This is a genomic window from Nitrosospira multiformis ATCC 25196 (assembly GCF_000196355.1).
GTDB classification, from domain to species: domain Bacteria; phylum Pseudomonadota; class Gammaproteobacteria; order Burkholderiales; family Nitrosomonadaceae; genus Nitrosospira; species Nitrosospira multiformis.
Window position 1 is genome coordinate 101562 of sequence record NC_007614.1, and the last position, 26998, is coordinate 128559.

The 26998-nt window shown below is 48.9% G+C and carries 22 protein-coding genes and 2 pseudogenes; 17 read left to right on the top strand and 7 right to left on the bottom strand.

The window, feature by feature from the left end:
• Positions 1–11 precede the first annotated feature (11 nt).
• Together NMUL_RS00510 and NMUL_RS00515 are read left to right on the top strand one after the other, a co-directional pair.
• On the top strand, positions 12–2564 hold the full coding sequence (locus tag NMUL_RS00510) for a 3-hydroxyacyl-CoA dehydrogenase/enoyl-CoA hydratase family protein (protein WP_011379461.1): 2553 nt from the start codon (positions 12–14) through the stop codon (positions 2562–2564).
• A gap of 160 nt (positions 2565–2724) precedes the next feature.
• Positions 2725–3927 carry an acetyl-CoA C-acyltransferase gene (locus NMUL_RS00515; protein WP_011379462.1) on the top strand — a complete coding sequence of 401 codons (1203 nt, stop codon included), beginning with the start codon at positions 2725–2727 and terminating at the stop codon, positions 3925–3927.
• 96 nt (positions 3928–4023) lie between these two features.
• On the opposite strand, the gene NMUL_RS00520 is transcribed toward NMUL_RS00515, so the two are convergent.
• Positions 4024–4212: a DUF3460 family protein gene (locus NMUL_RS00520; protein WP_011379463.1), complete on the bottom strand. Its 189-nt coding sequence runs from the start codon at positions 4210–4212 to the stop codon at positions 4024–4026.
• A gap of 674 nt (positions 4213–4886) precedes the next feature.
• Here NMUL_RS00520 and NMUL_RS00525 point away from each other — a divergent pair.
• Positions 4887–5210, top strand: a complete 324-nt coding sequence (locus NMUL_RS00525) for a hypothetical protein (protein ID WP_011379464.1) — start codon at positions 4887–4889, stop codon at positions 5208–5210.
• 84 nt (positions 5211–5294) lie between these two features.
• Here the strand turns inward: NMUL_RS00525 and NMUL_RS16440 are convergent, their stop codons facing one another.
• On the bottom strand, positions 5295–5426 hold the full coding sequence (locus NMUL_RS16440) for a hypothetical protein (protein ID WP_256326994.1): 132 nt from the start codon (positions 5424–5426) through the stop codon (positions 5295–5297).
• Positions 5427–5555: 129 nt separating this feature from the next.
• Here NMUL_RS16440 and NMUL_RS00530 point away from each other — a divergent pair, with 129 nt between their 5' ends.
• Positions 5556–6374, top strand: a complete 819-nt coding sequence (locus tag NMUL_RS00530; RefSeq protein WP_011379465.1) for an SDR family NAD(P)-dependent oxidoreductase — start codon at positions 5556–5558, stop codon at positions 6372–6374.
• A gap of 156 nt (positions 6375–6530) precedes the next feature.
• Here NMUL_RS00530 and NMUL_RS00535 read toward each other — a convergent pair whose 3' ends face one another.
• The gene (locus tag NMUL_RS00535) at positions 6531–7316 is read right to left on the bottom strand and encodes a polyamine aminopropyltransferase (RefSeq protein ID WP_011379466.1); all 786 of its coding nucleotides are present in this window, start codon (positions 7314–7316) and stop codon (positions 6531–6533) included.
• A 147-nt stretch (positions 7317–7463) separates the two neighbouring features.
• Here NMUL_RS00535 and NMUL_RS00540 point away from each other — a divergent pair, with 147 nt between their 5' ends.
• From NMUL_RS00540 to NMUL_RS00550, 3 genes are all read left to right on the top strand, one after another.
• Positions 7464–7973, top strand: coding sequence for a hypothetical protein (locus NMUL_RS00540; RefSeq protein WP_011379467.1), 510 nt, complete (start codon positions 7464–7466; stop codon positions 7971–7973).
• A gap of 189 nt (positions 7974–8162) precedes the next feature.
• Positions 8163–9635: an SEL1-like repeat protein gene (locus tag NMUL_RS00545; RefSeq protein WP_238529839.1), complete on the top strand. Its 1473-nt coding sequence runs from the start codon at positions 8163–8165 to the stop codon at positions 9633–9635.
• Between the two features lie 543 nt (positions 9636–10178).
• On the top strand, positions 10179–10997 hold the full coding sequence (locus tag NMUL_RS00550; RefSeq protein ID WP_011379469.1) for a DUF445 domain-containing protein: 819 nt from the start codon (positions 10179–10181) through the stop codon (positions 10995–10997).
• A gap of 107 nt (positions 10998–11104) precedes the next feature.
• On the opposite strand, the pseudogene NMUL_RS00555 reads toward NMUL_RS00550, so the two are convergent.
• Positions 11105–11974 (bottom strand): annotated as a pseudogene (locus tag NMUL_RS00555) (YifB family Mg chelatase-like AAA ATPase); the annotation flags it as partial.
• Positions 11975–12001: 27 nt separating this feature from the next.
• Here NMUL_RS00555 and NMUL_RS00560 point away from each other — a divergent pair.
• From NMUL_RS00560 to NMUL_RS00575, 3 genes are all read left to right on the top strand, one after another.
• Positions 12002–13636: a recombinase family protein gene (locus tag NMUL_RS00560; RefSeq protein WP_011379471.1), complete on the top strand. Its 1635-nt coding sequence runs from the start codon at positions 12002–12004 to the stop codon at positions 13634–13636.
• A 58-nt stretch (positions 13637–13694) separates the two neighbouring features.
• Positions 13695–14776 (top strand): IS3 family transposase gene (locus tag NMUL_RS00570; protein WP_104009798.1). Its coding sequence is split into 2 segments (ribosomal slippage): positions 13695–13947 and positions 13947–14776, totalling 1083 coding nucleotides; the frame shifts between segments, so codons are not numbered across the junction.
• 592 nt (positions 14777–15368) lie between these two features.
• Positions 15369–16013 carry a DUF2971 domain-containing protein gene (locus NMUL_RS00575; RefSeq protein WP_167535542.1) on the top strand — a complete coding sequence of 215 codons (645 nt, stop codon included), beginning with the start codon at positions 15369–15371 and terminating at the stop codon, positions 16011–16013.
• Positions 16014–16103: 90 nt separating this feature from the next.
• Here NMUL_RS00575 and NMUL_RS15125 read toward each other — a convergent pair whose 3' ends face one another.
• Positions 16104–17075, bottom strand: coding sequence for a trypsin-like peptidase domain-containing protein (locus NMUL_RS15125; protein ID WP_080557658.1), 972 nt, complete (start codon positions 17073–17075; stop codon positions 16104–16106).
• Positions 17076–17953: 878 nt separating this feature from the next.
• Here NMUL_RS15125 and NMUL_RS00585 point away from each other — a divergent pair.
• Positions 17954–18529, top strand: coding sequence for a hypothetical protein (locus NMUL_RS00585; RefSeq protein WP_011379477.1), 576 nt, complete (start codon positions 17954–17956; stop codon positions 18527–18529).
• 329 nt (positions 18530–18858) lie between these two features.
• Here the strand turns inward: NMUL_RS00585 and NMUL_RS14755 are convergent, their stop codons facing one another.
• Together NMUL_RS14755 and NMUL_RS00595 are read right to left on the bottom strand one after the other, a co-directional pair.
• Positions 18859–20013: a zinc metalloprotease gene (locus NMUL_RS14755; RefSeq protein WP_011379478.1), complete on the bottom strand. Its 1155-nt coding sequence runs from the start codon at positions 20011–20013 to the stop codon at positions 18859–18861.
• A gap of 239 nt (positions 20014–20252) precedes the next feature.
• Entirely contained in the window at positions 20253–21338 is a 1086-nt protein-coding gene (locus NMUL_RS00595; RefSeq protein WP_011379479.1) for a hypothetical protein, read from the bottom strand.
• Between the two features lie 582 nt (positions 21339–21920).
• Between NMUL_RS00595 and NMUL_RS00600 the strand changes: the two genes are divergently transcribed.
• The 6 genes and pseudogenes from NMUL_RS00600 (at position 21921) to NMUL_RS00620 (ending at position 26990) form a co-directional block, all read left to right on the top strand.
• Positions 21921–22277: a type II toxin-antitoxin system RelE/ParE family toxin gene (locus NMUL_RS00600; protein ID WP_011379481.1), complete on the top strand. Its 357-nt coding sequence runs from the start codon at positions 21921–21923 to the stop codon at positions 22275–22277.
• Positions 22274–22558, top strand: coding sequence for a helix-turn-helix domain-containing protein (locus NMUL_RS00605; RefSeq protein ID WP_011379482.1), 285 nt, complete (start codon positions 22274–22276; stop codon positions 22556–22558). Before NMUL_RS00600 ends, NMUL_RS00605 begins: the two co-directional genes overlap by 4 nt.
• Before the next feature lie 804 nt (positions 22559–23362).
• Positions 23363–24832: an anti-phage dCTP deaminase gene (locus NMUL_RS00610; protein ID WP_011379483.1), complete on the top strand. Its 1470-nt coding sequence runs from the start codon at positions 23363–23365 to the stop codon at positions 24830–24832.
• A 221-nt stretch (positions 24833–25053) separates the two neighbouring features.
• Positions 25054–25167, top strand: a pseudogene (locus NMUL_RS16555) (ATP-binding protein); the annotation flags it as partial.
• An 81-nt stretch (positions 25168–25248) separates the two neighbouring features.
• Entirely contained in the window at positions 25249–26343 is a 1095-nt protein-coding gene (locus NMUL_RS00615; protein ID WP_238529840.1) for an AAA family ATPase, read from the top strand.
• Positions 26340–26990, top strand: a complete 651-nt coding sequence (locus NMUL_RS00620; protein WP_011379485.1) for an HNH endonuclease — start codon at positions 26340–26342, stop codon at positions 26988–26990. The genes NMUL_RS00615 and NMUL_RS00620 overlap by 4 nt, the downstream gene beginning before the upstream one ends.
• Positions 26991–26998 lie beyond the last annotated feature (8 nt).

The following is a 26998-nucleotide window of genomic DNA, read 5'->3' on the forward strand; positions in this document are numbered from 1 at the left end:
TGGAGGCAAAAGTGAATAATTCTGGATTCACCGTGCGCAAGGCCGCCGTTCTCGGCGCAGGAGTCATGGGAGCGCAGATTGCAGCCCATCTGATCAATGCGAACGTTGAAACCCTCTTATTCGAGCTTTCCGCCGGAGAGGATCCCAATGCGAATGTAGTCAAGGCAATCGAAAATCTTAAAAAGCAGGAGCCCCAACCGCTGTCGAGCACAGCCAGAGGGACATTCATACAGCCAGCGAACTACGACCAGAACCTTGAACTGCTTGGGGAGTGCGATCTTGTAATCGAAGCAATTGCGGAGCGCATGGATCTGAAAACGGGGCTGTATGCAAAAATAGCGCCGTATCTGGGGGAACGCACAATTTTCGCCAGCAACACATCGGGGCTGTCCATCAATCAACTGGCGCAGGTGTTTCCTGAAACCCTGCGCCACCGTTTCTGCGGTATCCATTTTTTCAATCCGCCGCGCTACATGCACCTGGTGGAATTGATTCCCTGTACAACCAGTGATAGCGCCATGCTCGACGACCTGGAAGCTTTCCTGGTCACTTCCCTGGGCAAGGGTGTCGTCCGCGCGAAAGATACGCCCAATTTTATTGCCAACCGGATTGGTGTATTTTCCATGCTTGCCACCATGCATCACGCAAGCGAGTTCGGGCTTGGATTCGATGTGGTGGACGCTTTGACCGGTTCCCTCATTGGGCGTCCGAAAAGTGCGACTTTCCGTACTGCCGACTTGGTGGGACTGGATATTCTTGCCCACGTGATCAATACCATGCGCGAAATGCTGCCGGATGACCCTTGGCACGAATACTATGCAGTGCCCCCCTGGTTGCAAGGCCTGATAGGCAAAGGCGCGCTCGGCCAGAAGACGAAGCGAGGGGTATATCAGAAAACAGGCAAGGATATTCACGTGCTGGATATTGCGCGAAACGAATACGTGCTCTCGGCGGGCAAGGCGGACCCTGACATAGCGGAGCTGCTCAAAGACAAAAGCCCTGCCGGTAAACTGGGAGCCCTACGCGCCAGTCCTCATCCGCAAGCTCAGTTCCTGTGGGCGGTGTTTCGCGACCTGTTTCATTACTGTGCGGTCCATCTCGAGGAAATAGCGGACAATGCCCGTGACCTCGATTTTGCCATGCGCTGGGGCTTCGGCTGGACCCAGGGTCCGTTTGAAACCTGGCAGGCCGCCGGATGGGGCGAGATCAGCGGATGGATCAGCGAAGATATTGCTGCTGGAAAGAGTATGAGCAATGTTTCGCTGCCCGAGTGGGTACACGAATTGGGGCAAAGTCCGGCGCAGGCAGTCAACCCGGACATACAGGGAGTACACAGGAAGCCCGGTTCTTACGCGCCTTCGAGCAAGAGTTTTCGGCTACGCTCCTTGCTACCGGTATACCGGCGGCAACTGTTTCCCGACCGGCTGCTGAGCGAAGAACCCCAATACGGCCAGACCGTATTTGAAACCCAGGCGGTGCGGATGTGGAGCATGCCGGAAAAGGCTGAAGCAGGGGGTCGCACGGAAAAGGGCGACGACGGCATTGCCATACTCAGCTTCAAGAGCAAGATGCACACTATCGGTAGTGACGTGCTGGATGGAATTCAACAGGCGATAGACGAAGCTGAACGTAACTGGCGTGCCCTGATAATCTGGCAGACCGAGCCCCCCTTTTCTGCTGGCGCCAACCTGAAGAAGGCAACCGAGCGCTTGAAGAACGAAGAACCTCCTTCAGCTCTCAACGTACTGGCGAAGAAATTCAAGAAAACGGCGCAATCCGCCGTACTCAAGGCTGCGCGCAAGCTCAATCTTGCGGATGCCCTGATGGCGGGAAAGCTGGCGGAAGTGGAAGCGATGATTGCGCAATTCCAGCAGACTTCGCAGGCGTTGCGCTATTCGATGATTCCAACGGTTGCAGCCGTGGATGGCCTTGCGCTGGGCGGCGGATGCGAATTCGTCATGCATTGTGACCGTGCGGTCGCTACCTTAGAGAGTTATATCGGACTGGTGGAAGCGGGCGTCGGATTGCTGCCAGCGGGAGGAGGCTGCAAGGAGCTGGCGCTGCGCGCAGCGCAGAAGGCGAAAGACGGCGATCCTTTTCCCGTACTGAAAAATTACTTTCAAAGCGTGGCCACGGCGCAAGTGTCGAAAAGTGCGGAGGAAGCCAAGGAGCTGGGATATCTGCGGCGTGCCGACGAAATCGTGATGAACCGGTTTGAACTGCTTTATATTGCCAAGGCGCTTGCGGTGGCAATGGCGGAGGCGGGCTATCGCCCTCCGCTGAGAGCGCGCCGTATCCCGGTTGCCGGCGCAACCGGCATCGCGAACATCAAAGGCATGCTGGTTAACATGCATGAAGGCAATTTCATCTCGGATCATGACTTTCTGGTTGGCACCAAGATTGCCTCGGTGATGTGCGGGGGCGAACTCACTCCCGGAAGCCTGGTCGATGAGGAATGGTTCCTGGAACTCGAACGGGATGCGTTTATCGAACTGCTGGCAACCGAAAAGACCCAGGCACGCATCGAGCATACCTTGAAAACAGGAAAACCCCTCAGGAACTGAGGAAAGCTCGCAACTTAACGACTTACAGCTGATCAAAAAGAACAACGCAGATAAGAACGAAAAAGGCAACGAAAGCAGTTCTCAGTAGTGCGGCAGGGAAGCCGAGGGCGGTCAAAGCCATCATCGTTTTTATTGTGAATCAGCGTAAAGGAAATTCATCATGACAACGAAGCAAACCAGCGAGGCTTACATTGTATCTGCCGTCCGCACACCGGTAGGCAAGGCGCCGCGCGGAATGTTCAAGACCGTGCGCCCCGACGACATGCTCGCCCACGTATTGAAGACTGCCGTTAATCAGTGCGAAGGCCTTGACCCTGCTGCCATCGAGGATGTGATAGCAGGTTGCGCCATGCCGGAGGCGGAGCAGGGATTGAACGTCGCACGCATCTCGCTCCTGCTGGCGGGGTTGCCGAACAGCGTGCCCGGAATGACAGTGAACCGTTTCTGTGCATCGGGATTGCAGACCGTGGCGCTTGCCGCCGACCGTATCCGGTTGGGAGAGGCCGATGTGATCATAGCGGCCGGCACCGAGAGCATGAGCATGGTACCTATGTCAGGCAACAAGCCGGCTTTGGATCCGGCCATATTCCTGCGCGATGAAAACGTGGCGATCGCCTATGGCATGGGTATTACCGGGGAAAAAGTCGCGCAGCGGTGGCAAGTCAGCCGCGAGGCTCAGGACGAGTTTGCGACGACGAGCCACACAAGGGCGCTGAAAGCAATCGAGACGGGGGAATTCGAGCAGGAAATTGCCCCCTATACCGTAGTGGAAAAGCGACCCGATATTGCTTCCCATGAAATACGCGATGTGGCAGTGGTTCGGGATACCGATGAAGGCCCCCGACCGGGTACGAACCCGGAAGTTCTTTCCAGGCTCAAGCCGGTGTTTGCAGCCCATGGTACGGTGACAGCGGGTAACAGTTCGCAGATGTCCGATGGCGCAGGTGCGGTGGTGCTGGCAAGCGAAGGCGCATTGAAGCGGTTCAACCTGACCCCGATGGGGCGCTTTCTCGGCTATTCGGTAGCGGGGGTGCCCCCGGAAATCATGGGCATCGGTCCAGTGAAGGCAATACCGAAGGTACTGAAGCAGGTAGGCCTGAAACAGGACGATCTCGACTGGATCGAGCTGAACGAGGCTTTTGCCGCACAAAGCCTTGCAGTCATCAATGATCTCGGATTGGACCGGCAGAAGGTTAATCCACTCGGGGGAGCCATTGCGCTCGGCCATCCGTTGGGCGCCACCGGTGCCATTCGCGTTGCGACGCTGCTGCATGGCTTGCGCCGGCACCATCAGAAGTATGGCATGGTGACCATGTGCGTGGGCACCGGAATGGGTGCAGCAGGGGTGTTCGAAGCCATGTAACGTGTTTCAACCGCTTTCGGTCGCTTCTTCCCGCCGTACTGGAAATTTACGGACGGGGGGTGCCCGGAAAAGCTTCCAGGCTCCCGGGCGGGATGTCTATTTTCCGAAATAGACGTAAGCCTTTTGCGGCACCGCGGATTCCTTGAAACGCCGGCGCTCTTCCGGGTCCAGCTTTTTGTCCCACCAGATTGCGCGCGCTTCCCTCTGGTCCTCCGGCAATTTCGGATTTTTCTCGAACAGTTCACGCATGAACCGGGTGTGATCGGATTCGTAAAATTTCGCCATGGTCCTTCCTTACTTTTTTCTTCCATTCTCCAGTTACAACTCCCTGAAAACTTTACCACAAATCCCGCTGCTTCGCATCAGGGAAGATCTATGTGAGACGGGGAAAATGCGATGATAAATGGCAGGATCGCTATTACAGCTACGCCTACCTTTCTCGCTATTCACAGGCCAGGACAGGATATACCCGTAACCCTGATCAGAAACTGCTGCCGCCTTTATATAAAGGCTGTAACAAATCCCCGGTACTGTATGCAAGGCAAGTCTCATTACATAGGAGTGATCCATGTTTGAATGCGCGTGTATATGTGAGCCAAAGAGGGCTACATCACGCGCATGGGATAAAGCTATTTCCAATCTGGCCTCCGATCCTCGGGAAACCTACGGTTCTTTAGCCCCTTACGTGCACGAAGAAGAACTCGCGGTTTTCCTGAATTCGTAGTGCTTTGGGAAAACAGTACCGGACCAAGCGTGGGCATAGCCCCTTGATCCTCATTCTCACCCTTCTGGTAGTACCCTGCCCTCCGCCTTATCGGTGTGTTAGAGCAAAAGCTGCCTAGATAACGACTTGACTTACAGCCAGGTAATGCCGATTCCTGCCCGTTCTGATGGAAGAGGCGGTGAACAAGCACCAATTTGTGCTCGACCCGTTATGAGTCACTTGGAGGAAATGAAAAATGACATCCGATAGTTCCCGTTTTGCTGTGGGCATATTCATAGCGCTGGTGAGCCTGGCTGCCTGCGCCACTCTGAATAATTTCCCCGATCGTCCTGCTGCCGGCGCTGCCGGGCAGTTATATGAGGAATTGAATGCTTTTGCCTCCCGCTGGAAAGCCCACGTCGGCCTGAATATCAAGGTTGAGCCGGCGAGGAATAAGTCGGGCAAGCCCGTGCGGGTTACGCTCCAGGGTCTCGACGTTCCTGCTCTTGCACTGCCCTGCGACGCGGACAAGCTGCATGACAAGGAAATATTTATTACGCCGACTTCCGCCAGCTTTTAGCGCAGGATTTTCGGAATGAATCTTATCCTTCGGCCTATACCTCGACCATCGTGTTTCCGGTAAGGAAAGGCAATCCCAAAGAACTCAAGGACTGGTAAAACCAAGCGGTATTGCCACGAACATACGCATGTGCTGACCGGTCATTTTCAGATTACCCCTTTCACTCAGCAAGGCATTCCTTTCCTGGGAATCCCGTATTCCCGTCTTTTCCTTCATAAATGAAAACTCATATATAGTAGTTGGCGATTTCTACGGTTTTAGCTGACGCGAAGATTAAAGCAGGCTTAACTAAACAACCGTGCGGAGCCACGCATAGGAATACCAAGAAGTCGATAGGAGCGAATCATGAACCAGGGGATTGCATTGGTAACTGGCGCATCCAGCGGTATCGGAAGAGCAACAGCGGAGCTTCTTGCTCAAAATGGATATTATGTATTTGCCATAGCGCGGCGGAAGTACAGACTCGAACAGATCCGCTCTGAGCGGATTGAACCAATTATCCTGGATGTTACGGATGATGAAGCTGTTCGAAAGGCCATAGGGTACGTTATATCGACCAAGAGCCGGATCGACCTGCTGGTAAATAATGCTGGGATTAGCCAACTTGGGGCGGTGGAGTGCGTTCCCCTGGAAGCTGCCCGCTATCAACTCGAAGTCAATCTTTTCGGCTATGCCCGGTTTATGCAGGCAGTGCTGCCGCACATGAGAAACCAAAAATCGGGCTGTATCGTCAACATTGTTTCGGTGTTGAGCAGGATATCCGTACCCGGTTTTGGTTGGTATTCGGCGTCAAAATATGCTATTGAAGCGCTAACCGATGCAGTCCGGGGAGAGGTCATGGAGTTTGGAATCGATGTGGTGCTGATTGCACCTGGCTTGATTAAGACGGAGTTTGTTCCCAAAGAGTTCAGATTGCTGGAGACCATCTCTCATCCTCCTGAGTACAAAAATCTTCTCTCAGGCATGCGAAACCTCGTAGCTGACGAGCCCGAGGCGCCTGGGCCCGAGCTCATTGCAAAGGCCGTACTGGACGCTGCCACCGCGTCCCCTCCTGTAAGACATGCGCTGCCCCTGGATTCCAAGATGTCCGTTATTGCGAGATGGCTATTAGGCGCGCGAATCTTCGCCTGGGCGGTAAGGCTTCAGATGAAGTTTTCGAGATAAGAAACTGCTTTAACAACTGGAAGTCCCGGACGCTCATTGTTGTTGAAGGCATCCCTATTACTCACTAACAGTCACTACAACCAATCAAGAATGGCGACCATGCTTTAACCGTCCTTTATCCATGCCTCTCCGGGGATCAGGAAATGCCATCCAGGTTTAAAAAGGTCTGCGATGGGGTAGTTTTTGAGCGAACTTTGAGAATGGCAGGGAAAATTCTTTTTCCAGCATCTTTGCCGTTGCTGGCAGTTCTTCCCAGGCGGCCCTTGTCGGCGCATGCTTGAAAGCGAACACGATCAGATTGCCGTAAGGCTCTGCCAGTATGGTGGTTATACGCCCAGCGAAACTGTTTTCAAGACGCGCGAGATATTCATGAACTCTTCCGTCGCGGCTGAGCAGGTTGACAACCAGCACGCCATTTCTCGTCAATGCTTCACTTGCCTGATCATAAAAAGCCTGCGTGCATAGAGAAGCTACTTGCCTGCCATCGTCGAAACCATCGACCATCAGAATGTCCGTGCTGTCTGGATGGGCAGCAATGTATTCACTGCCTTCCGCGATCAGCACCTCCAGGCGCTCGTCGTCAGCCGGCACATAGAATTGACTGCGCGCGACCGCAACCACCTGGGGGTTGATTTCGATCACGGTCGTATTAACCGTTGGCAGTTGCCAGTAAACAAATTTCGTCAGCGAGCCCCCTCCCAACCCGATCATGAGAACATTTTTGGGTCGTGGGCAAAACAGCAGAAAACACATCATGCATTGGGTATAGGCAAGCTGCAATTCATTCGGGGCAGCGATGCGCATTGCGCTCTGGACCATGCTGCTTCCCAGATGAAGTGAGCGGATACCGTACTCTTCACTTAGGTGAACGAGTGCCGGGTCTGCGAGGGCTGGATTTCTGCTGGCGTTTGCCTGCCGTCCGCGTTTCAGAAATCGATTCATGAAAGGAGCCTTTCCTTATCCCGTTGCTGTTGCCTCTGCCGTTGCCACGGACAAGCTTTACAAGCTGTTCTTTTTGGCCTAGGTTTAGATTGGGCGGATATTGGCATGATGTAATTCAGCCGGGGTTCCTGTCGAAGGGGAGGAGTTTTGCAGCCAGGCATCAAACGGATCACGGTTCTGGTTTTTTCTTTGGGCGGGACCCTGCTGGCGGCGTGCGCTGGCCTCGGCTGGGAAGAGTCCGCGTTTACTCATGGAGGAAAGGTCAGCGGAAATCTCGCTGCACTTGCCCGCTGCACCGTCGACCAGCTTCAATCCGATAGTCGATGGATGATCCGCACCCTGCAATATCAGGTTTTCAGCTACCGGGATATTGCTGCAATGGAAATCTACGCCTATCCTGAAGGTGCACTCGCAGGCACCTATGCGCGCAACTCGCCTTCCAATCCCGATGCAGTGATCAGCTACGGCCCGCCCACTCCCCTGATCCATCCCGGCAAACCCGGCAGCAATGCTGACAAGGAAGTGGATCCCGATTATTCTTTCGTCCTCACCTTGAAACGAACGGATAATGCTACGGCATTTGCCACCGTCAGTGGGAGGAAATATGAAAGCCGGATTGCGTGGGAGACGCTGGAAGCCTGCGCGGGTCCCGAATAACTCCTGCTGAAAAAGCTGGAGGATGGCTGCATAAAAACATAAACCGGCTTTTTTGATTTTTCCCTCGAAACGCGCATAAGAAAAAAACAACCTCGCGAATGAAAATTGCGGATGCCGCAACACCTGTAACTTCAGGGGCGCGCCGGGTAGAATGCGCGGGCAATATGGAATCGGGAATTGAAAGTGAAAATGATGCATCTATCCAAATCAGTGGCAACATCCGGGTTCGTAACGGCTGCCCCGGTATTGATGTTGTTCGCCTCCCTGGCTATCGCGGGGGATTTCGAGGATGGGATGAAGTTCGTCCTCAGCAAGGACTATACCAAGGCAATGCAATCTTTCCGGAAAGCGGCCAATGCAGGAAATGCTGACGCCCAGTTCAATCTGGGCGTGCTGTATTCACGGGGCCGCGGCGTGCCACAGGATCATGAGCAAGCCGCCAAGTGGTATCGCAGGGCGGCGGAGCAAGGGGACGCACCGGCACAATCCATGCTGGGGTATATGTATCTGAAAGGCCAGGGCGTCCCGCAGGATTATCAACAGGCAATGTTCTGGTATTTCCGAGCAGCCGACAGCGGATATGCGGTGGCGCAATACAATCTCGGGGTAATGTATGCAAAAGGCCAGGGCGTGGAAAAGGATTATCGGCACGCCCTCTCCTGGTATCTGAAAGCTGCGGAGCAGGGACACGCACCTGCGCAGGCAATCATGGGATTCATGTATCTCAAGGGGCAGGGGGTCGAGCAGGATGACCATCAGGCTGTATCCTGGTATCGCAAGGCAGCCGAGCAAGGGTATGGCGAAGCGCAATATGCTCTTGGCGTGCTCTACGCCAAGGGCCGGGGAGTAGCGCAGAGCAACCAGGAAGCCGCCTCCTGGTACCGCAAGGCTGCTGAGCAGGGGAACACGGATGCACAGTTCAATCTCGGCATGATGTTCGCCACGGGAGAAGGAGTCACGCAGGATTATCGGCAGGCAGCGTCCTTGTATCGCCAGGCGGCCGATCAGGGATATGCGCGGGCCCAGTTCAAACTCGGGGTGGCAAATGCCAAAGGGCTCGGTATTCCGGAGGACGCTTACGAAGCAGCGGCATGGTACCGCAAGGCGGCCGAGCAGGGCTATGCTCCTGCCCAGTTCAATCTGGGCGTGATGTATGCGACGGGTAAAGGCGTCATTAGGGATGAGCGGCAGGCGGTATCATGGTATCGACAGGCGGCCGAGCAAGGAGACCCGGATGCGCAATATAACCTGGGGGTAAGGTATGACACGGGACGGGGCATCGAAAAGGATCCACAACAGGCAGTAGCCTGGTATCGCAAGGCGGCAGAGCAAGGCTATGCACGGGCACAATACAGCGTGGGCGTGAAGTATGACAGCGGGCAGGGAGTGCCGCAAGATTACGCGCAGGCGCTAGCCTGGTACCTGAAGGCCGCGGAGCAGGGGCATGCGGGCGCCCAGACCAATCTCGGCGTGCTGTATTACAACGGCAATGGCGTGAAGCAGGATTATGTGGAAGCCGACAAGTGGTTCAGCATCGCCAGCGCCGGCGGCTACGAGGATGCCAAAGAGAATCGCGAACTGATGGAAAAGCTGATGACACCGATGCAAATCGCCGATGCGCGACGGGAGGCGGATGAATGGGCAAGAGCACACCAACGGTAATTCTGTTACCGTTACTCCCTCTCCTTTCCGCTTCCATCAGCTGCTTCCCCGCGGAACGAACAGTTTTCTGCTCGTATTGAATAATCATTCCCGCCTTCGCTTCCTGCTCGTTTTCAGCTCTCCGTCCTCGGTTCCCTTTGCTCTGGAGGCCCCCCGATCAGCTGTCACAGGAGGAGCGGGAGGCAGGATAGGAGCAAGGGCGGACAGGAGCACTGACATCCTTCACTCCTTCTGCACGCGGGGAGGACGCCGCGCACGCTGCTGACGGAGTCGTGCCGATATCGACCTCCTCGTGCGGCTGCGCTTACCGCCGCTCTCACCGGTGTGGCAAAAACGTCTTGACCACTGCAATCGGTAAAGTGTACTTTGGATTCAGAACGACTCAAGCCGACTCAGAAAGCGCTTTGAAACCAAGACTTTTATAATATCTCCAGTCATCGAGCGGGTGCCTCCGTTGGAATCGCCAGCCAGGAATCGGGAAGTGCGGCCTGTAGAGCCAGTCGTGGCCGATAACCGGATGGGGCGTCTGGCGACGGCGCTGCTTTGCTGGATTCGGTGGACGAGCGCCATGTGCAGCATTTCGTTTCGGCCGGGGTGCTGGAAAAAGCGGGGCGCATCGATCTTGGCCCTTTGCTCGGGGAGGCGGTGAGGATGCTCACTGCGGAAAAGCGGCACCAGCGGCTGCTGGACAAGCTGTTGCGCGAGGCTGATGAATATGTGACCGCGAACGAATCCCGTATCCGTCAGCGGGTGCGCGAAAACACAGCCTGGTTCTGGCAGCGGCTTTCGATGGATGAGAAGGTGGGGGAAAGCGTGGTGGCAGCCCTGCGCGAGGTGGTGGCGGAGATCGCGCGCGACCCTGCCCACCCCCTGCGCTTGCGACTGGATGCTGCCATCGGCAAGCTTGCCTCCGACCTGGCTACTTCACCCGAGTATCGCGAGCAGGTTGCCGCCCACACCCGCAAGCTGCTGGAGCATCCGGCCTTGCGGGACTACGCGGACGGAGTCTGGCGCGACCTCCGCAACGGGATGCGCGAGGACATCGACAGCGAGGACTCGGCAATCAGGGGGTGGATGCGGGGCCTCATACAGTCGGGCACCGATACTGTACTTGAGGACCGTGGTTTGCGGGAGCGGCTCAATAACTGGATGCGGGAGGTGCTGGTGGAAGCGGTGCAGTCTCACCAGCGCGATGTGGGCAGGCTGATTGCCGACACCGTGCGGGAGTGGGACACGCAGACAGTGACGCACCGCATCGAGCGGCAGGTGGGCGAGGACCTGCAGTACATCCGCATCAATGGCACGCTGATAGGCGGACTGGCAGGCCTGGCGATCTACACCATCGCCCACCTGTTCGCTTGATCTCCAGCCGCTACAAACATCCTTCCTCCGGCTCATCCTGCTGTCCCGACCGGTCCTGCGCGTGCAGAAAGGCGCGACGAGCAGATGCAGAGCAGTCACGAGCGATTCTAGTTCCGATCCATTTTCCGGTACTGCACCGCTTCAGCAATGTGGGCGCCGGTAATTCCTGGGCTTGCGGCTAAATCAGCAATCGTGCGCGCGACTTTCAGAATGCGATGGTAAGCCCGGGGGGAAAGATTTAGACGGCTGATAGCCTGTCCGAGCAGGTTCTCCCCCGGCTTGTCCGGAATACAGTATTTGTCGATATCCTTTACCGCCAGATAGGCATTCGCCCTTCCCTGGCGCTCCAGTTGCCGCTGATAAGCGGCCTGCACGCGCCTCTGGATGATTTCGCTGGATTCCCCCTGCGCCTGCCGCATCAGGTCCTCTTGAGGCGGAGCGGGCACTTCGATCTGTATATCGATTCGGTCCAGGAGGGGGCCGGAGATCTTTCCACGGTAGCGCGCCACTTGGTCAGACGTGCAGCGGCATTTTCCGCTGAAATGTCCGAGGTAGCCGCAAAGACAGGGGTTCATGGCTGCAACCAGTTGGAAGCGTGCGGGAAATTCCGCCTGTCGTGCCGCCCGCGAAATCGTGATGCGTCCCGATTCCAGAGGTTCGCGCAATACCTCCAATACCTTGCGATCGAACTCGGGCAATTCATCCAGAAACAATACCCCGTTCGCTGCCAGTGAAATCTCCCCGGGACGGGGATTGCTGCCGCCTCCGACAAGAGCAACGCCCGAAGCCGTGTGGTGCGGGGAACGATAGGGACGCCGCTTCCAGTTGGCAACGCTGAACCCGCTACTTCCGAGGGACTGCATTGCTGCCGATTCGAGTGCTTCCTCTTCGGACATGGCAGGCAGGATGCCGGGGAGACGTGCCGCCAGCATGGACTTACCGGTACCGGGAGGGCCGACCATCAGGACATTGTGTCCTATTATCTATTATATAATTGATGAGCCATGCGAAAAGCCTATTCATACATTCGAATGTCCACAGATAAACAGCTCAGTGGAGATAGTCTTCGGAGACAACGTGAAGCCTCAGAAAAATACGCCAAGGCTCACGGTCTAGAGTTGATCGAGACGTTAGATGGGAAAGATTTGAGAGATATCGGCGTGTCCGGATTCAAAGGTGCTAACTCTAGAAGGGGGGTTCTTTCAGTTTTTCTTGAGCATCTTAACGATGGGAAGATTGACGCTAATAGCATTCTCTTAATCGAAAGCTTCGATCGGTTATCCCGTGCGGACGTCCTTGATGCATTCTCGTTGTTTACCAATATTTTAAACAAGGGTATCGAGATCATAACGCTGTCTGACAATCAGCGGTATACGAGAGATTCAGTAAGGGTAAACCCTGGGCAGCTTTTTCTAACTATTGGAATAATGACCAGAGCAAATGAGGAATCTGTAACTAAGTCTAAACGAGGTCTATCAGTTTGGAACAATAAAAGAGACAACGCGCAGAAGAAGCCGATAACATCACGTTGTCCAGCTTGGTTAACTTACTCTTCAGAGAGTGAAAAATTTGAGGTAATCGAAGAGCGTGCAAGGGTAGTTAGACTCATTTTTGAGCTCTGCGCAAAGACAAGCGGAACATGGTCGATTTCGAGATACCTTAATCGTCACAATATCCCTGTTTTTGGTGATGCTCAATTTTGGCAGAAGTCGTACGTGAACAAAATTTTATCGAACAGAGCGGTGTTGGGGGAATTTCAGCCTAATTCACGGGAGAGCGGTCAACGTATACCAGTAGGAAAAGTGATCGAAAATTACTATCCGGCCATAATTTCGGCTACTGAGTTCCACTTAGCTTGGGCCGCGCGTGACAGAAGAAATAAGACTGGCAGCGGCAGAAAGGGGATAAATTTTTCAAATCTATTCTCCGGTCTGGTTTATTGCGGTAACTGCGGTTCAAAAATGAGCGTTAGAAATCGGGGTGTACCGCCAAAAGGTGGTAAATGGCTTGTTTGCCAAAATCATTTGGCAGGGGCTGGGTGTGAAATGCGCGAATGGAAACTCCCTCTAGTAGAAGATGCGATATTCAAGCATTTATACGAGGTTGATTTCAGCGAATTACTGGGCAACAAATCTGCAGGTTTTGACATCGAGAAAGAGCTATTTGCATTACAGGTAGAGCAAAAAGAGCTTGAGTCAAAAATGGATCAAGCTATTGAAATGTCAGCGGCTCAAGAGTTGAATGAACAATCTCGATTCAGGTATGTGAAGCTGATCAATCAGCTTGAGAGTGATATTAACGAGAAAAAAAAATGTATTTCAAGCAAAGAGAAGGAATTAGAAGTATTCAAAAGTCAGCAAAGCCTCCTTCATACAAAAGAATTAAAGGAGACTCTCTTGCTGTTAGAAAAAAATAAAGATGATTACTACTTTCGCTCCTCTGTTAATCAGTTGCTGACCAGAACTATAGCTCGAATTGATTTGATTACAGATCATGGAGGTCCCTTACCTTGGGAAATTGAACCTGATGACAAGATCGTAGGAAATTTCCGTGCGTTGTATCCAAAACTCAGCAGTTTATCTATCGATGAATTAGTTCTTCAGAGGGTTTTCCTAGACTACATAACACTGATCTGCTAAGAATTTTGTGACCACCCTCTAAGTGAGTCTTCATGTTAATTTTGACATGGAGGCGAAAATGAAGAAGCGATTCAGTGAAGAGCAGATTATTGGGATACTGAGGGAAGGTGAAGCGGATGGGGTGGTTATCCGAGATGTATGCCGCAAGCACAACATTACGGAGCAGACATTTTTCCGGTGGCGCACGAAGTTTGGAGGTATGACGGTATCGGATGCGCGCCGGTTAAAGGATCTGGAGTCGGAGAATGCGAAGCTGAAGAAGATTGTTGCTGAGCAGATGCTGGCTATCGAGGGTTTGAAGGAGATTGCCACAAAAAAATGGTAACCCCGGCAGCCAGACGCGAAGCGCTTGGAATTTTGACGGGCAAGGGGTTATCGCAGCGATCAGCGTGTCGAATTGTCGGGGTAAGCCGTCGTATTGGCAGTTATGAGGTCAAGCAGCCCGTTAAGGATCGTGCTGTTGCCACACGGATAATTGAAGCATCAAGCCGCTATCCCCGTTTTGGGTATCGGCGCATTGCTGTCATGACTGATCAGAGTATGGGGCGTGTGTGGCGCTTGTGGGGTAAGCTGGGACTAAGCTTGCCCAGGCGCAGGCCCAGGAAACGCCGCTGCGGGACGGATATACGCCTTCCTGGAGCAACAAAACCAAACAGTGTCTGGACTTATGATTTCGTCCATGACCGGCTGGCCAATGGGCAGACGCTAAAGCTGCTTTGCGTGCTGGATGAGCATACGCGTGAGTGCCTTGCAATCGAAGTCGGCAAATCGCTGCGTAACCAGGATGTCATCCTGACCCTGTCACGGCTGATGCGTATCTATGGAAAGCCTGCCTTTATTCGCTCGGACAATGGCGCTGAATTTACTGCAACCGCAGTAATGACATGGCTGCGAGACAATAACGTGGGGCCAGCCTTTATCAAGCCTGGCAGCCCTTGGCAGAATGGATTCGTGGAAAGCTTCAACGGTAAATTGCGTGATGAATGCCTCAACCGCGAATGGTTCATCACACGGCAGGAAGCGAAAGTATTGATCGAGAAATGGCGGCAGTTTTATAACAACGAGCGCCCGCATTCTGCGCTCGCCAACCGAACTCCAGCCCAGGCAGGCTTGCAAAGGTTGCAAATCCAGAATGTTTGAACCGGAAGACCCACTTCGAAACTGGCTACAAAAATCAATAGCAGGTCAACACTCTATTCCAAACAAATTAGAGTTGAGTATCGAACCGGTGTAGTAAGGCACATTTTTATGGGAGAAAATTTTTCACTGGTTGTGAATAGGTTCCGGGGCAATTCAAACAAGCTGAACTAAATGAGGACAGCAAGCAGTTCGTAGAAGAGGAATTCTGACCTTTGTTAAGGTCCTCTGCACTTCAATCTCAGCTGGTAAACATTGTGCTCCTGCTTTCGCCCCCTCAAGACGTTACGATTAACCAACCGTTACGGCCCGTTAATAATCTGAATCCGTAACTTCAGTCATGAACTTCATATTAGAACTCTTGCGTAGGGAACAAGGCCGACAGCAGAAAGAGCTGGAATTTTCTCAACTTCCATATCAACAGAGAGTTGCTCAACTCAAGGAGCAGAAGCTCCCTCTTTTTTTCTATAAATATCATTCTCTGCACTCCCATAATCCGAATAAGCCTCAGGAGAAATGGGAGCATGCTAGCGACTATTTAATAAATTCCCGGTTTTACCTTAGCAGACCCGCGAATTTCAACGATCCGTTTGACATGAGAGCTTATTTTACAGACAGTGTCCCTAAAGAAAAGAAACGATATTTTTTAGACCAACTCCTAAAAATAAGAACACCCCAGTTAACCGAGAAAGATCGGGTACTAGAAGTTAAAAAGCTCTTAGATAACCCAGAAAAATTGCGAACGATCCACAAGCTTACCCTAGACGAAGCTGTAGATTCATTTGGCGTCTCCTGCCTAAGCACAGCACCTTGCAATATTCTTATGTGGAGCCATTACGCGAATCACCATCGAGGGATTGCTTTTCAATTCAATTTTGCAATTGATATTTTTTCTTTTAAGTGGCTGCAGCCTGTCTCTTACTCAAATGATTTTCCAGGTATTGAATACTTTGAGCGGCGCGATAATAAATACTCAATCGCCTTACTGACAAAGCATCACGGGTGGGAGTATGAAAAAGAGTGGCGCATTGTAAAACCTAATGGTGCAGGAACGTATCAAGACTTTAATTCGAAAATACTGACGGGAGTAATATTAGGCTGTCGAATTGATAGAAAAGATGAAGATAAGATACGAACAATGATAGAGCAACGGAAAGAACAAGGTTTGTCCTCCGTAAAACTTTACAAACTCCGGCAGCACGAATCGAGATATAAATTGGTTATCAAGCATGTTGAATGAGAAAGCTCAATTTTTTGCACACTGGCTGCGAAAACAGAACTCAAGTTTGAGGGTCAGTAGATAGGATTTTACCGGTTACCGAAAGGCTAATTAACGTCTGACGTAATCGTGCGTAATCGGATTGATGGAAATAATACATTGATCAACCAAACCTCTACTTCTAGCAAATTCTTTTATTTCATTCTCATCCTGGCCGCATAGAACAAGTTCACCGGTTTCTTCGAATACACCGTAGCAATAAAAGAAGCCAGGATTAACGGGATCAATCGAACCAAATATTTGCTGAGGTACATCCCAGCCCGAGAAAAGGACTGCGGTGCTAGAGTCTTCGTTTCCTGTACTAACAACCCCTATAACGTGGCCTAATTTATTAAATACAGGGCCTCCACTCATCCCACCTGGCCACTTAGCCTCAACTCGAATAAATGGCCAGAGACGTACTCTATCAAAATCAACTCTTTCTATATCGATAATACGACCAACTGATCCATATAGATGAGCGCGAATTGGACGATTTTCACCAAGGTCATATTGGTCTTGATCGATCCCAGCATACCCAAGAGCCATTACTTCCTCACCTTTGGAGGGGGTCCATCGATGGAAATCAACTGGTAGAAATGGACTTCCCGTGGAACTTTGCTGTGCTGGCTGAATGCGAAGTACCATCAATTCAGTACGATTAAGGATCCGAGGCGGCGCTATAGGTGAACATTCCTTTCCGCACAAACTGTATAACCCGCTCAAGGGTCGCCATGCGTTTTTTGGAACTGAAAGACAGCCGTAGCCTAACTTGCTGATATCTAATGCTGCCAGATTAATGTTTTTTTTGAGAATTGGTTCAGCTTCATGATCATCTAATTGAAAAAGATCTTCACCAATATGAAAGGCCGTAATACAACGTGACCAAGAGTCAATACGAAATGCAGTTCCCAATCCGATGGGACGCTTATCTGGCACAAGCGGATCAAACTGAAAGATTGGTAAAATTTTCGATCTTAATCCCTCTTCGTTACACGAAAAAAGGCCTTGACTATCCACTTCGCCTGCTTGAACTGGAAACATTCTTCAATCCTTGTGCTCTTTCTTATTCCTAAAGTGTCATTTCTGGTGGGTTGCTCATTGAGATAGAACAATGCCTGTGCGAATCTCATTAACACAGGTTTCAAGGATAGAAGACTTAATGGCATCAGATAAAACAAGGTAATCTCGGTATTCAAGTATTTCCTTCTCATAACTTTTCTCTGCTTCATACCACAAAGCCTATTTGACTACTGGAGGAAACTCTAAATTAGAAGTTTCAACGAACCAAAACCACACCAGCACAGCTCGTAGTATCACTAGGCAAATCACGCAGATCGTACTTCAGAAATATAAAAAATACCTTTAAATATCAATACCATAAAGTGATAATTAAATTATACGAAAATTGCCGTGCACGTTAAAATTATCGTTAAGTAGGTGGTCAGGAGCTTTTTTTGTTTGATTCAGTTGATGTTACAACGTGGTGAAATACGCCTACTGCCAAATAGAGTTAGCAACGACAGCGTGAGATTTATTCAAAAAGCTCTCCAACTGCTCAAGAAACCTTTGTATTTTTACTAAATAGGATTGAGCAGAGCTAAGCTGCTTAACTACAAGGCTTGGCATACTTGTTTTTATTATTCAATAACAGCACAACGATTTTGGCATCTATCTGGATGGATCGCAGTGGACGTGAGCAATTTGGGCAGAATCAAAACCAGTAAGTAAGATGGTTAGTTGAGTCCTGTCTGTAATTCCAGTAATCAGTAGTACAAGATTTAAGACAGAAAGATTAGAGATTCTAAAAGAAAAGATGAAGATCAGAAGACATTATCAGGAAATAATGGAATTCCTTAGATCATTAAGAAAGAATTCTATTCAAGTTCATTAATAAAAATTGATCAATAAGGAAATCAGGAATGAAAAGAACAATAATCAATAAAGAAGAGGTGGCAGATTGGATTCGAGAGGTAGGTACAAATGGAGTAATGCTAACGATCAGTGAACCACATGCAAAGTTGAAATATTTGAATCTTGAGCAAGCACACATGGAGCCCATAGTTAGTCGCATTATCGAATTAGCTAGTAAAGTTGTATATGGAAAGCACAAGAGATTCGAAGCGTTGGAGGGATTAGTCGTTTGTGAGAGCCCCATATTTCGTCCTCACTTTCATATTGTCTTCAAGAAGCCAGAGACGATAGATAAAGTGAAATTCAAGGATAAACTGACGAAACTTGCTATCCGACTATGTAATAAAAAATTCAGATTCGATCTGTCGGATTCAAATTTACCAGAAGGGCTAAAGAAAGTGATGGCATTTCCCTGCTACGATAGGTTTGTGGAAGTAACTAATACTCACAAAAACACTGGGAGCTATTTGACAAAAGAGCATGCAAACTATTACTTATTAACCGGAAGGAAGCTGGTTTTGAAGGATAGCAAAATCGAGTTATCTATGAAGCTCTATGGGGCAACATTAAGCCCAGTTCTCTAGTCAATTGCTGAAAAGGTACCTGCCTCAGAAGCCCTGGAGCTGCTTGGAGCCGTAGATGTCTGGGCTCGGAATAAGTCTTCATGTTAATTAGCGAGTCTGGCGGATACAAATTAGGTAAGTTGGAGGCCTTGTACCTCCTGACCTGCCCCTCCCATTAGTTTCATGACGTAGTAGAGTCCGATTGTAAATTAAAACTACCCCAGTTTCTGGGGATGAGGTCAGGATATCTCAGCCCTGTAGACTTTGAAAGAACTCAATTAGCTTAGCTGTGCGTCTTCAAAACCGGCAACAGCCCAAGACTTCAAACCCCATTACCGCGAAGCGTTAGGTTATTTTTGTAAAACGGAAAAGGCTGCCCTCTGGATCGTAGTGAGCCTCTGATCAACCATTAATTCCTTAATTATCTTTCTATTTTGTTCAGTAAGGCTCGCTTGATCGGTATTAGGATACGCTTCCTTCATCCCAGCAATATCAATCTTCGATAACGTCCGGTTTGGTGGGATATAGCAAGAACCAGTTTTAGGCAAGGGTTGCTTGAAAATTATGTATGGCAATGCGTAATGCATGATTGAGTTTGGATCATATACGGTATAGGCCACTTTGCCATCAGGGGAATCTCCCACTTTAAACCCATTCTTCATACCAGTTAGCGATGAAACTTCAATTCTATGGAAGTTTTCTTTTATCTCACTATCGTCCCATCTGTATATTTGTTTTATCTTTCCCGTATCCATTTGAGCTTCACAGTCTGCAGCTGGTGTTTGATGTTCATGATGAAAGCCTAGCGCATGCCCAAATTCGTGTAATACAGTAGTAGCAAATTCTGGATCCTTGGGATCACGAGAATCAAAATCCTGAAGACCCATACTAGGAGCAGATACTCTATACATAGAGTCCGTCCCGATCAAAGACCAATAACCTTTCGTACGGAATGTAATTCGAATATTACTACTTTCATTTGGAGAACAGGTTCTGTAAGCGGGGGCAACTCCGAAATCAAATTTAACGTTACCGTGATTCGTCCAAGTTTTAGCAAATTCTACAATAGCTGGCCTCGCAGTTTTCCCTTCCTCATAAAAGCAAATCTTTACTATTGTGCCTGGGTCCCAAGTTTTAGCACGCAGAATTACAGCTTCGACTTTCTTTTTGTCGGCTTCAGTTAGACCATATATATTTTGAGATCCGGCCTCTCTAGCTAGAGCAGAAGCAATGACAATAGCATGACTCTGATCTTTCATGGCGATTAACGTCGCGCGTTCGGAGTTGCGCAGTTGCGAATTTTCGTCTTTATCGCTGCTAATTTGATCGGGTGCAGGTGTCGAATTTCTTAGTCCGGTGGAGTCCGATATATTCGATAAGTTTTCCGATTTTAACCCCGGCAAGTCGTGCGCCACTGCGACGTTCGTAAGCCCAAATACAATAAGTACAAGATTACAGCGAATAATTGCGGATCTACAGTCAGCAAAGTTAAAAATGTTTAACATCGTTCGCTCCTAAGCAGAAAAGGCGTACTCGTCTTCGTGATCCGCTAGACAAATGGTGATTCTGGGATTTTTAAGTTGATCCTATTTAAAACAGGTTTCTGCCATATGGTCTGAGCTGCTGTCGATTTTAAAGAAGACGTAAAACTAGGCGACCCTGGTAAGGCGGAGCGCTTTGCCTATCATGGCCTGTGATCCGCAAGTACTGGCAGCCGCAGTTCACTTAAATACCTCCAACGCAGTTATTTTTTCATGTCCTCCAAGTTTTTCCTTGCCTCTAGAAGTTGCCGCCGTGCGTCAAGGTATGCTGCTTCATTGGCAGCCGATTCCTTTGCAGTGTCAAATCTTCCGGTAATTGCTTGGGCAACACCGTTGAGAAGACTGAGGGGTGTCGTTATAAGTCCGTATATTTCACTCGGATAATCTAACGTCGATTTAGTTAGCATTCCATTAGAAAATGTATAGTCATGCTGCCTCGTTACAAACACACCACGATTGACCGGCGCGGACCTAACCGTTTTTCGATCAGGTATGGTTACCCAGAACGAATACAATTTCCTTTCTACATCATCACCTTTACCTTTATATTCTATTTTAATCAATAAGTTAAATGGATCTCGGTAAACGATACCAGGGATGCCGGGCGTCTCCGTTTTATCCGTCTGTTCTTCCACTTGTTTAAATTTCTTTTCCTTTTCCATCTGTTTTTTCGCTTGGTCGAATTTTTGCTTCAGGGCATCCTCCCAGTCCTTCAGCCGGTCGTCCTCGCCGATCTCTAGGAAGAAACAATTCGCGTTCAGCTCCTTCAACTGGAGGTCGTTCTTATTATATGGATCAATGTCGACATGTACGGTGAAAGGTATAGCAAGGGCGGGGACACAAGTTTTCTCTTCCTCTTCCTCTTTCTCTTTCTCTTTCTCTTTCAATTCAGCCAACGGCACGATTTTTGCTACAGCACCAGCAAACGCCCCTATTTGCTCGGCAATTTCGATTCCTTTATAGGTACTTTTTGTGGTGACGCTCGTAAGCAAACCGTCTTTAGTAGTCTCAACGACGAAATTGTCGTCATACCACCAACTGTGATGAGGGACTAAATATAATTTTTTTGCCTTTTCATCCGGAACCAATTTCGATTCGACAGTAACGCTAACTTCTTTTTTCTCATCGACCGTACCACTAATTGATACAAGTCCCCTAGGTAAATAATACTGCCGCGTTATTCCAACTTTCTCGTCTTCTGACCCAAGTATCTGTTTGGTCTGGTAGATCGAAGCACAGCCCGACATCATTAACAGCAAAATTATGGCAAACAGGCTTTTTAAATACACTGATTACCTCCCGAGTAGTTTGGTTATGACAACTGTTACCTGCCAAGGTGAACCAATTGTCTTTTGGCCATCCGTTTAGGCTTTTTACCCTTCCCCCAGCCGCCTATCAGTTTCTCACAACCCAATACTCAATATAGTGTATCAAGCTTGCGACTGCACCAGCTCAGGCAGCGCAGGATTACCTTCGCAAAAATTGCGCCCGCGGCTTGCAACTCATTTATCGGCATGGTTCAGAATAACCTCTTTCTCAGCAGCATTTTTTCCTCCTCTTCCCGTTGTCTTGAAGCAGCGTTCTCCTTGTTTTTCTGATGGTGCTCCTTGGCAAGGGCCAATATTTCTTGTGGCCTATTCAGACTAATCTTTTGCATTACCTCAACCCCGTGGGGTAATGCGAGAGCATATAGAGCAGCTCACTGCGGAATATCGTTCGATGAGTGTTATTTCAAACTGTGAATGTGGAATAGATGAGAGAGATGATCCACCCGTAATTACTTTTTAATCTCGCAATTCAATTATTTATAAGCTTGAGCGGAGCGCATTGTTCCGATAGTCTTAACATACAATATTTTATATAATAGATGGGTGAATAAGCCGATAGACGAACCAAAGCCAATCGAGTTCAGGGGAAATTCCCTTAGTGATCTACGCACCTTCCCTGTTTTGGCTCGGCGTGAGACGGGATTTCAGCTCCACCTAGTGCAACATGGTATCGAGCCAGATCATTGGAAGCCGATGAATACGATTGGCCAAGGCGTACGCGAGATCCGCATCTGGGATGAATCCGGTGCTTTCCGGGTCATTTATGTTGCAAAGTTTGCTAATACCGTCTACGTGCTTCACTGCTTCCAGAAGAAAACCGCAAAAACCAGCAAGGAAGATATTAAATTAGCCGAGAAACGGTATCGCGATCTTTTACAGGAATTGAGGTTAGCCAAATGAGCAACGAACGATTTGCCAGTGTATGGGATGCGATTGAAGATACTCCCGAAGAAGCAGAAAACATGAAGCTTCGTTCCTCCCTGATGCTGGCGCTGAAAAATCATCTGCTTCGCAATAACATCAGTCAGACTGAAGCTGCTAGGTTGTTTGGAGTCACGCAACCTCGTATTTCTGATCTGATGCGTGGAAAAATCAACTTGTTTTCCCTAGATGCCTTGGTGAATATGGCTGCTGCGGCCGGTCTGCATCTTGAAATTCGTGTAGTTGAAGAGACTGCATAACATGGAATTGATCGAGAAACGGTTGAAGGCAGTGCTTGCCTGACATGCGACAGGTGGAAAATCATAGTGGAAGACAAAGAGCATCCTCAAGACACCGCCAATGTATTGGTTGACCTCTGTTTTGAAATCGTTGTCCGGTCTGCGCTGCGAACATGAAGCTGCCATTACGATAATCGCGTAATGCCACAAGACAGATTTCTCCAGATTGGGCCAATTATTAATTGGCTTGGTTATCTATGTCTTGCCTGCCTAGCTCAATCAAAAACCCCTTAGCAGAAAAGTCGTCAAGATTGCGAATGGCAATACGCTGACAGTCCTCGATGAGTCAAATCGGCAGCACAAAATCAGACTTCTGGGGATGATGCGCCTGAAAGTGAGTGCGCAGCCGTTTGGCACCGTATCCCGGTAAAACCTGGCCAACGTGGTGTTTGGCAAAACAGTTGCTGTGGAGTGATTCAGCACCTGTTGCACCATGGGATTTCAGGCACAACAAGCGCATTGCCTGTTGCAGAGAAAGGATGCAGCATCACCTTTTTTGCTCATAGTTTTCCCCAATTGGCGGGGACAGGTCTGTTGATAACATTGCCAAAGTTGTGTCCCCGCTTGAGTTTTCGTTACTGCTTAAGATCAGCGCTTTGCCCCAGCATGGATCATGGCAGCCGCTCAAGACTTTCCACTTCAGATATCCATACTCAACAATAGGTGTACCTAAGTCCAATTGTCAGTATTATTCCTATCGATAAAAATGGTAACCCCCTGTTCTCTAAGGTTTCTCTAAGTAGTTTATTCAACCAAAACAAAAATATGAAAATAGATAACCAATTGAAGAATTGCGAACTGGTATTGGGTATTGTCGCCCCGGTTGGGGTAAATCTCGATGACGTACAGAACCGATTGGAATCTTTTTTTAATCAATTTCTTTACGAATTTCATTTCATCCATATCAGCAAACTCGGTCAACCCTACATAGAAGCTCCTCTCCCTAACCTCACAGAGCTTCAACGACTTGATAACGGAATGAACAATGGAAGATTCCTTCGAAATAAATTCAAGAGAGGAGATTTTTATGCGCTTTTGGCAATAAAGGCGATCAATCAGAAAAGAGCCAGTATCAATGGTAAAACTAGGTTACTGAAAAGATATGCACATGTAATTAGATCATTAAAACACCCTACTGAAGTGGAAACACTTCGCCGTGTTTACGGGGATGGTTTTTTTCTATTAGGCGTATCTTCGAGCATTGAAAGCCGAAAATACTATCTCAAAAATATAAAGGGTGTGCCGGAAGAAGAAATCGATAGATTGATCTCCCGAGATGATAAAGAAGCAGGTGACTTTGGACAGAGAACGCGAGACGTTTTCCAATTAGCAGATGCATTTGTTACGACAGATGATACGGCACGCCTTTCTGAACAACTTTCTAGAATACTAGACCTTTTATTTGCAGCTCCTGTCGTTTCCCCAACAGCTGATGAGTATGCGATGTTTATGGCATACGCAGCATCCCTTAGATCCGCCGATCTATCGAGACAAGTTGGTGCGGTAATCTCTAACGTATACAACGACATAATTGCGACTGGAGCCAACGATGTGCCGCGTTTTGGGGGAGGGCTTTACTGGCCTACCGATGAGGATCAAAGAGACTACGTGTTGGGCAAGGACTCAAATGAAATGGAAAAAAGAGAAATTACCCTACGCATCATGAAGAAGCTTGAGCCTAACAGTCAGAAAAATGATGAATATCTAATAGCAGAAGGTAAAAAAATTCTCAGCGACACGGGAGTACTCAATATTTCCGAATATGGGCGAGCAGTTCACGCTGAAATGGAAGCAATAATCTCGGCTGCGAGGAATGGAATATCTATACGGGGTAGTACCTTATATTCTACCACTTACCCTTGCCATAACTGTGCAAAGCATATTGTCGCAGCAGGGATCTCTAAAGTCAGATACATTGAACCCTATCCGAAGAGCTATGCAATAAAGCTACACGAAGACTCAATTGAAGCGAATGGTAGGGGCGAATCGAAAAAGGTACAGTTTGAGGCATTTGTTGGAATCGGGCCAAGAAGATTCGTTGATTTATTCTCGACGAGTTTGAGCAGTGGACGAAAGTTGATCAGAAAACAAGATGGACGCTTGGTAGAATGGAAACGTAACTCTGCCGAATTGAGAGTCCCGATGATTCCACTATCTTATTTGGAAGCGGAGACTTGTGCCGTTGAGGAACTAAACGAGGTTCTTCGGCACATCTCAAATGAGATACTTTCTTAGCTATTTGTCTTGCCGTCAGCATTCCCTACACTACAGTATTAAATCCGGGACAGCACTGAAGAATATTTCTCCACATACCGTAAGAAGTGATAACGAGATTTTTTTCCTTGTAATTCCAGCACACAATTTGCTCCGTTTTTTATTGGGTAAGCGTGTGAGATGGAGCGTGTTCTATAAAACCCGGTGATGATCTAAATACGCCCCATCATATTGACAACGCAATGTTTAAAAAAATCGTACTACATGGTTGGCGTCAGTTCCGGAACGTTGACATCGATTTCCACCCACGTCTGACAGTGCTGACTGGAGCTAATGGAGCAGGTAAGACCACGTTATTAAATTTGGTTAGTAGGCACTTCGGTTGGGACGGGTCATTTATAAGCACACCAGTACCACGTCGGTCGAACCCGAGTCTCATGTATTCGACAGATTTTTGGGATATAGACGATATCCAAGTTGACATTATCCATTCCTTTGAAAGAGAGCAGAATCGGAAAAAGCAAGCTGCTGCGCAAGGATCGCAAACAACAATTGGGAAAATTATTTACGGAGATGGAACTGAGACACTAATAACAGTACCAAATAGCGAAGTCGGATCAAGATACGATGTAAGTATTCCGGCACGACAACGCATCGATGGCCTGCATATTCCTTCACACCGCGCACCGTCCACTTATCAGCAGGTTCAAAATATTCCGACGATTCCTCGCAGAAGACAGGAGGTATTTAACCAATATCTTAGTCTTGTCCAGAGTAGATACCTTGGAAGCTACACTCAATGGTCTCCACAGTATTACATGAAGGAAACGCTAATCAGTCTAGCTACTTTTGGATATGGCAATGCAGTTGTAGATGCAGACCCAGAGTCTGCTAGGCTCTTTGAGGGGTTTCAGGAAATTCTTCGAAAAATGCTTCCTCCAAAACTCAGGTTTAAACGCTTACAAATTCGTGTTCCGGAGGTTATTCTAGAAACAGAAACGGGAAACTTCTCTATCGATGCTCTCTCCGGAGGGGCTGCAGCAGTAATAGATTTAGCGTGGCAAGTATTTATGTATGAGCCATCAGAAAGTGAGTTTGTGGTAACACTGGATGAGCCTGAGAATCATCTGCATCCCGAACTGCAGCAGAGAGTTTTGGCAGATCTCCTGACAGCTTTCCCGTCCGTACAATTCGTAGTCGCTACCCACAGTCCATTCATTGTTGGATCTGTACCCCATTCTCATGTTTATGTACTCGGATATGACGACAGTCGCCGCGTAAATAGCACTCTGCTAGATACAGTAAACAAAACTGGGACGGCCAACGAAATACTGAGAGACGTGCTTGGACTTGAGTTTACGATTCCAGTCTGGGTCGAAAACAGGTTGGAGAATTTGATTGAAAAATATTCGAAAAAGGATTTCACGGAAGACAACCTAATGATGCTTCGTCAAGAAATGACTTCGCTTGGTTTGGGCAAGCACGTACCTCAAACGATTTCAATGCTGGCACAGAAGAAGGATGGGCAATGATCAAGCTAAATAAATTGACTGTGCCACCTGAGATTGCGGAGAAAATTAGACAGCGCCAGCAGCATTACAATGAACTTGATGCGAAAGGTGAACAAATACCAGATTCCCTGGCTTCCGCATATAAAGCACCTGAAGTTAAAGAGTTACTTCGATGCGAAACTGCGGAAAAATGTGCTTATTGCGAGAGCAAAATATCTCACGTCGATTACGGAGATGTAGAGCACCTACTTCCAAAGTCTAAGTTTCCTCAGCTGAGATACAGCTATGAGAACTTAACTTATACATGCAGTGTTTGCAACACAAAAAAGGGGGATTTTTTTGACGCACAAACACCTCTACTAAATCCTTACAAGGATAAGCCTGAAGATCATCTGATGGCGGTAGGATCAATGATTTTCTTTATCCCAGGGAGTGATAGAGGTTTAGTTACTCAGAAACGGCTTGCATTAAACCGAAGCAACCTAGTGGAACGGCGTGGCGAACGTTTGGAGAGCGTAGCTACTCTCATTGATCAGATTGCTCGAACGAAAACATCAGCCATCAGGGAGGTGCTTCTCCATGAATTAAAGGAAGAATGCGAAGCTAGTGAGGAGTATGCTTTTGTGGTACGAACTTACGTGGAGGCAGTTCTTCCGTGGATCAATTAGCAAGTAAG

Bases quoted from the DNA above. Each gene is read 5' to 3' on its own strand.
- NMUL_RS00515 (WP_011379462.1), top strand. From the start codon at position 2,725: ATGACAACGAAGCAAACCAGCGAGGCTTACATTGTATCTGCCGTCCGC.
- NMUL_RS00520 (WP_011379463.1), bottom strand. From the start codon at position 4,212: ATGGCGAAATTTTACGAATCCGATCACACCCGGTTCATGCGTGAACTG.
- NMUL_RS00525 (WP_011379464.1), top strand. From the start codon at position 4,887: ATGACATCCGATAGTTCCCGTTTTGCTGTGGGCATATTCATAGCGCTG.
- NMUL_RS16440 (WP_256326994.1), bottom strand. From the start codon at position 5,426: ATGAAGGAAAAGACGGGAATACGGGATTCCCAGGAAAGGAATGCCTTG.
- NMUL_RS00530 (WP_011379465.1), top strand. From the start codon at position 5,556: ATGAACCAGGGGATTGCATTGGTAACTGGCGCATCCAGCGGTATCGGA.
- NMUL_RS00535 (WP_011379466.1), bottom strand. From the start codon at position 7,316: ATGAATCGATTTCTGAAACGCGGACGGCAGGCAAACGCCAGCAGAAAT.
- NMUL_RS00545 (WP_238529839.1), top strand. From the start codon at position 8,163: ATGATGCATCTATCCAAATCAGTGGCAACATCCGGGTTCGTAACGGCT.
- NMUL_RS00560 (WP_011379471.1), top strand. From the start codon at position 12,002: ATGCGAAAAGCCTATTCATACATTCGAATGTCCACAGATAAACAGCTC.
- NMUL_RS00575 (WP_167535542.1), top strand. From the start codon at position 15,369: ATGAGAGCTTATTTTACAGACAGTGTCCCTAAAGAAAAGAAACGATAT.
- NMUL_RS15125 (WP_080557658.1), bottom strand. From the start codon at position 17,075: ATGTTTCCAGTTCAAGCAGGCGAAGTGGATAGTCAAGGCCTTTTTTCG.
- NMUL_RS00585 (WP_011379477.1), top strand. From the start codon at position 17,954: ATGAAAAGAACAATAATCAATAAAGAAGAGGTGGCAGATTGGATTCGA.
- NMUL_RS14755 (WP_011379478.1), bottom strand. From the start codon at position 20,013: ATGTTAAACATTTTTAACTTTGCTGACTGTAGATCCGCAATTATTCGC.
- NMUL_RS00605 (WP_011379482.1), top strand. From the start codon at position 22,274: ATGAGCAACGAACGATTTGCCAGTGTATGGGATGCGATTGAAGATACT.
- NMUL_RS00610 (WP_011379483.1), top strand. From the start codon at position 23,363: ATGAAAATAGATAACCAATTGAAGAATTGCGAACTGGTATTGGGTATT.
- NMUL_RS00615 (WP_238529840.1), top strand. From the start codon at position 25,249: ATGTATTCGACAGATTTTTGGGATATAGACGATATCCAAGTTGACATT.
- NMUL_RS00620 (WP_011379485.1), top strand. From the start codon at position 26,340: ATGATCAAGCTAAATAAATTGACTGTGCCACCTGAGATTGCGGAGAAA.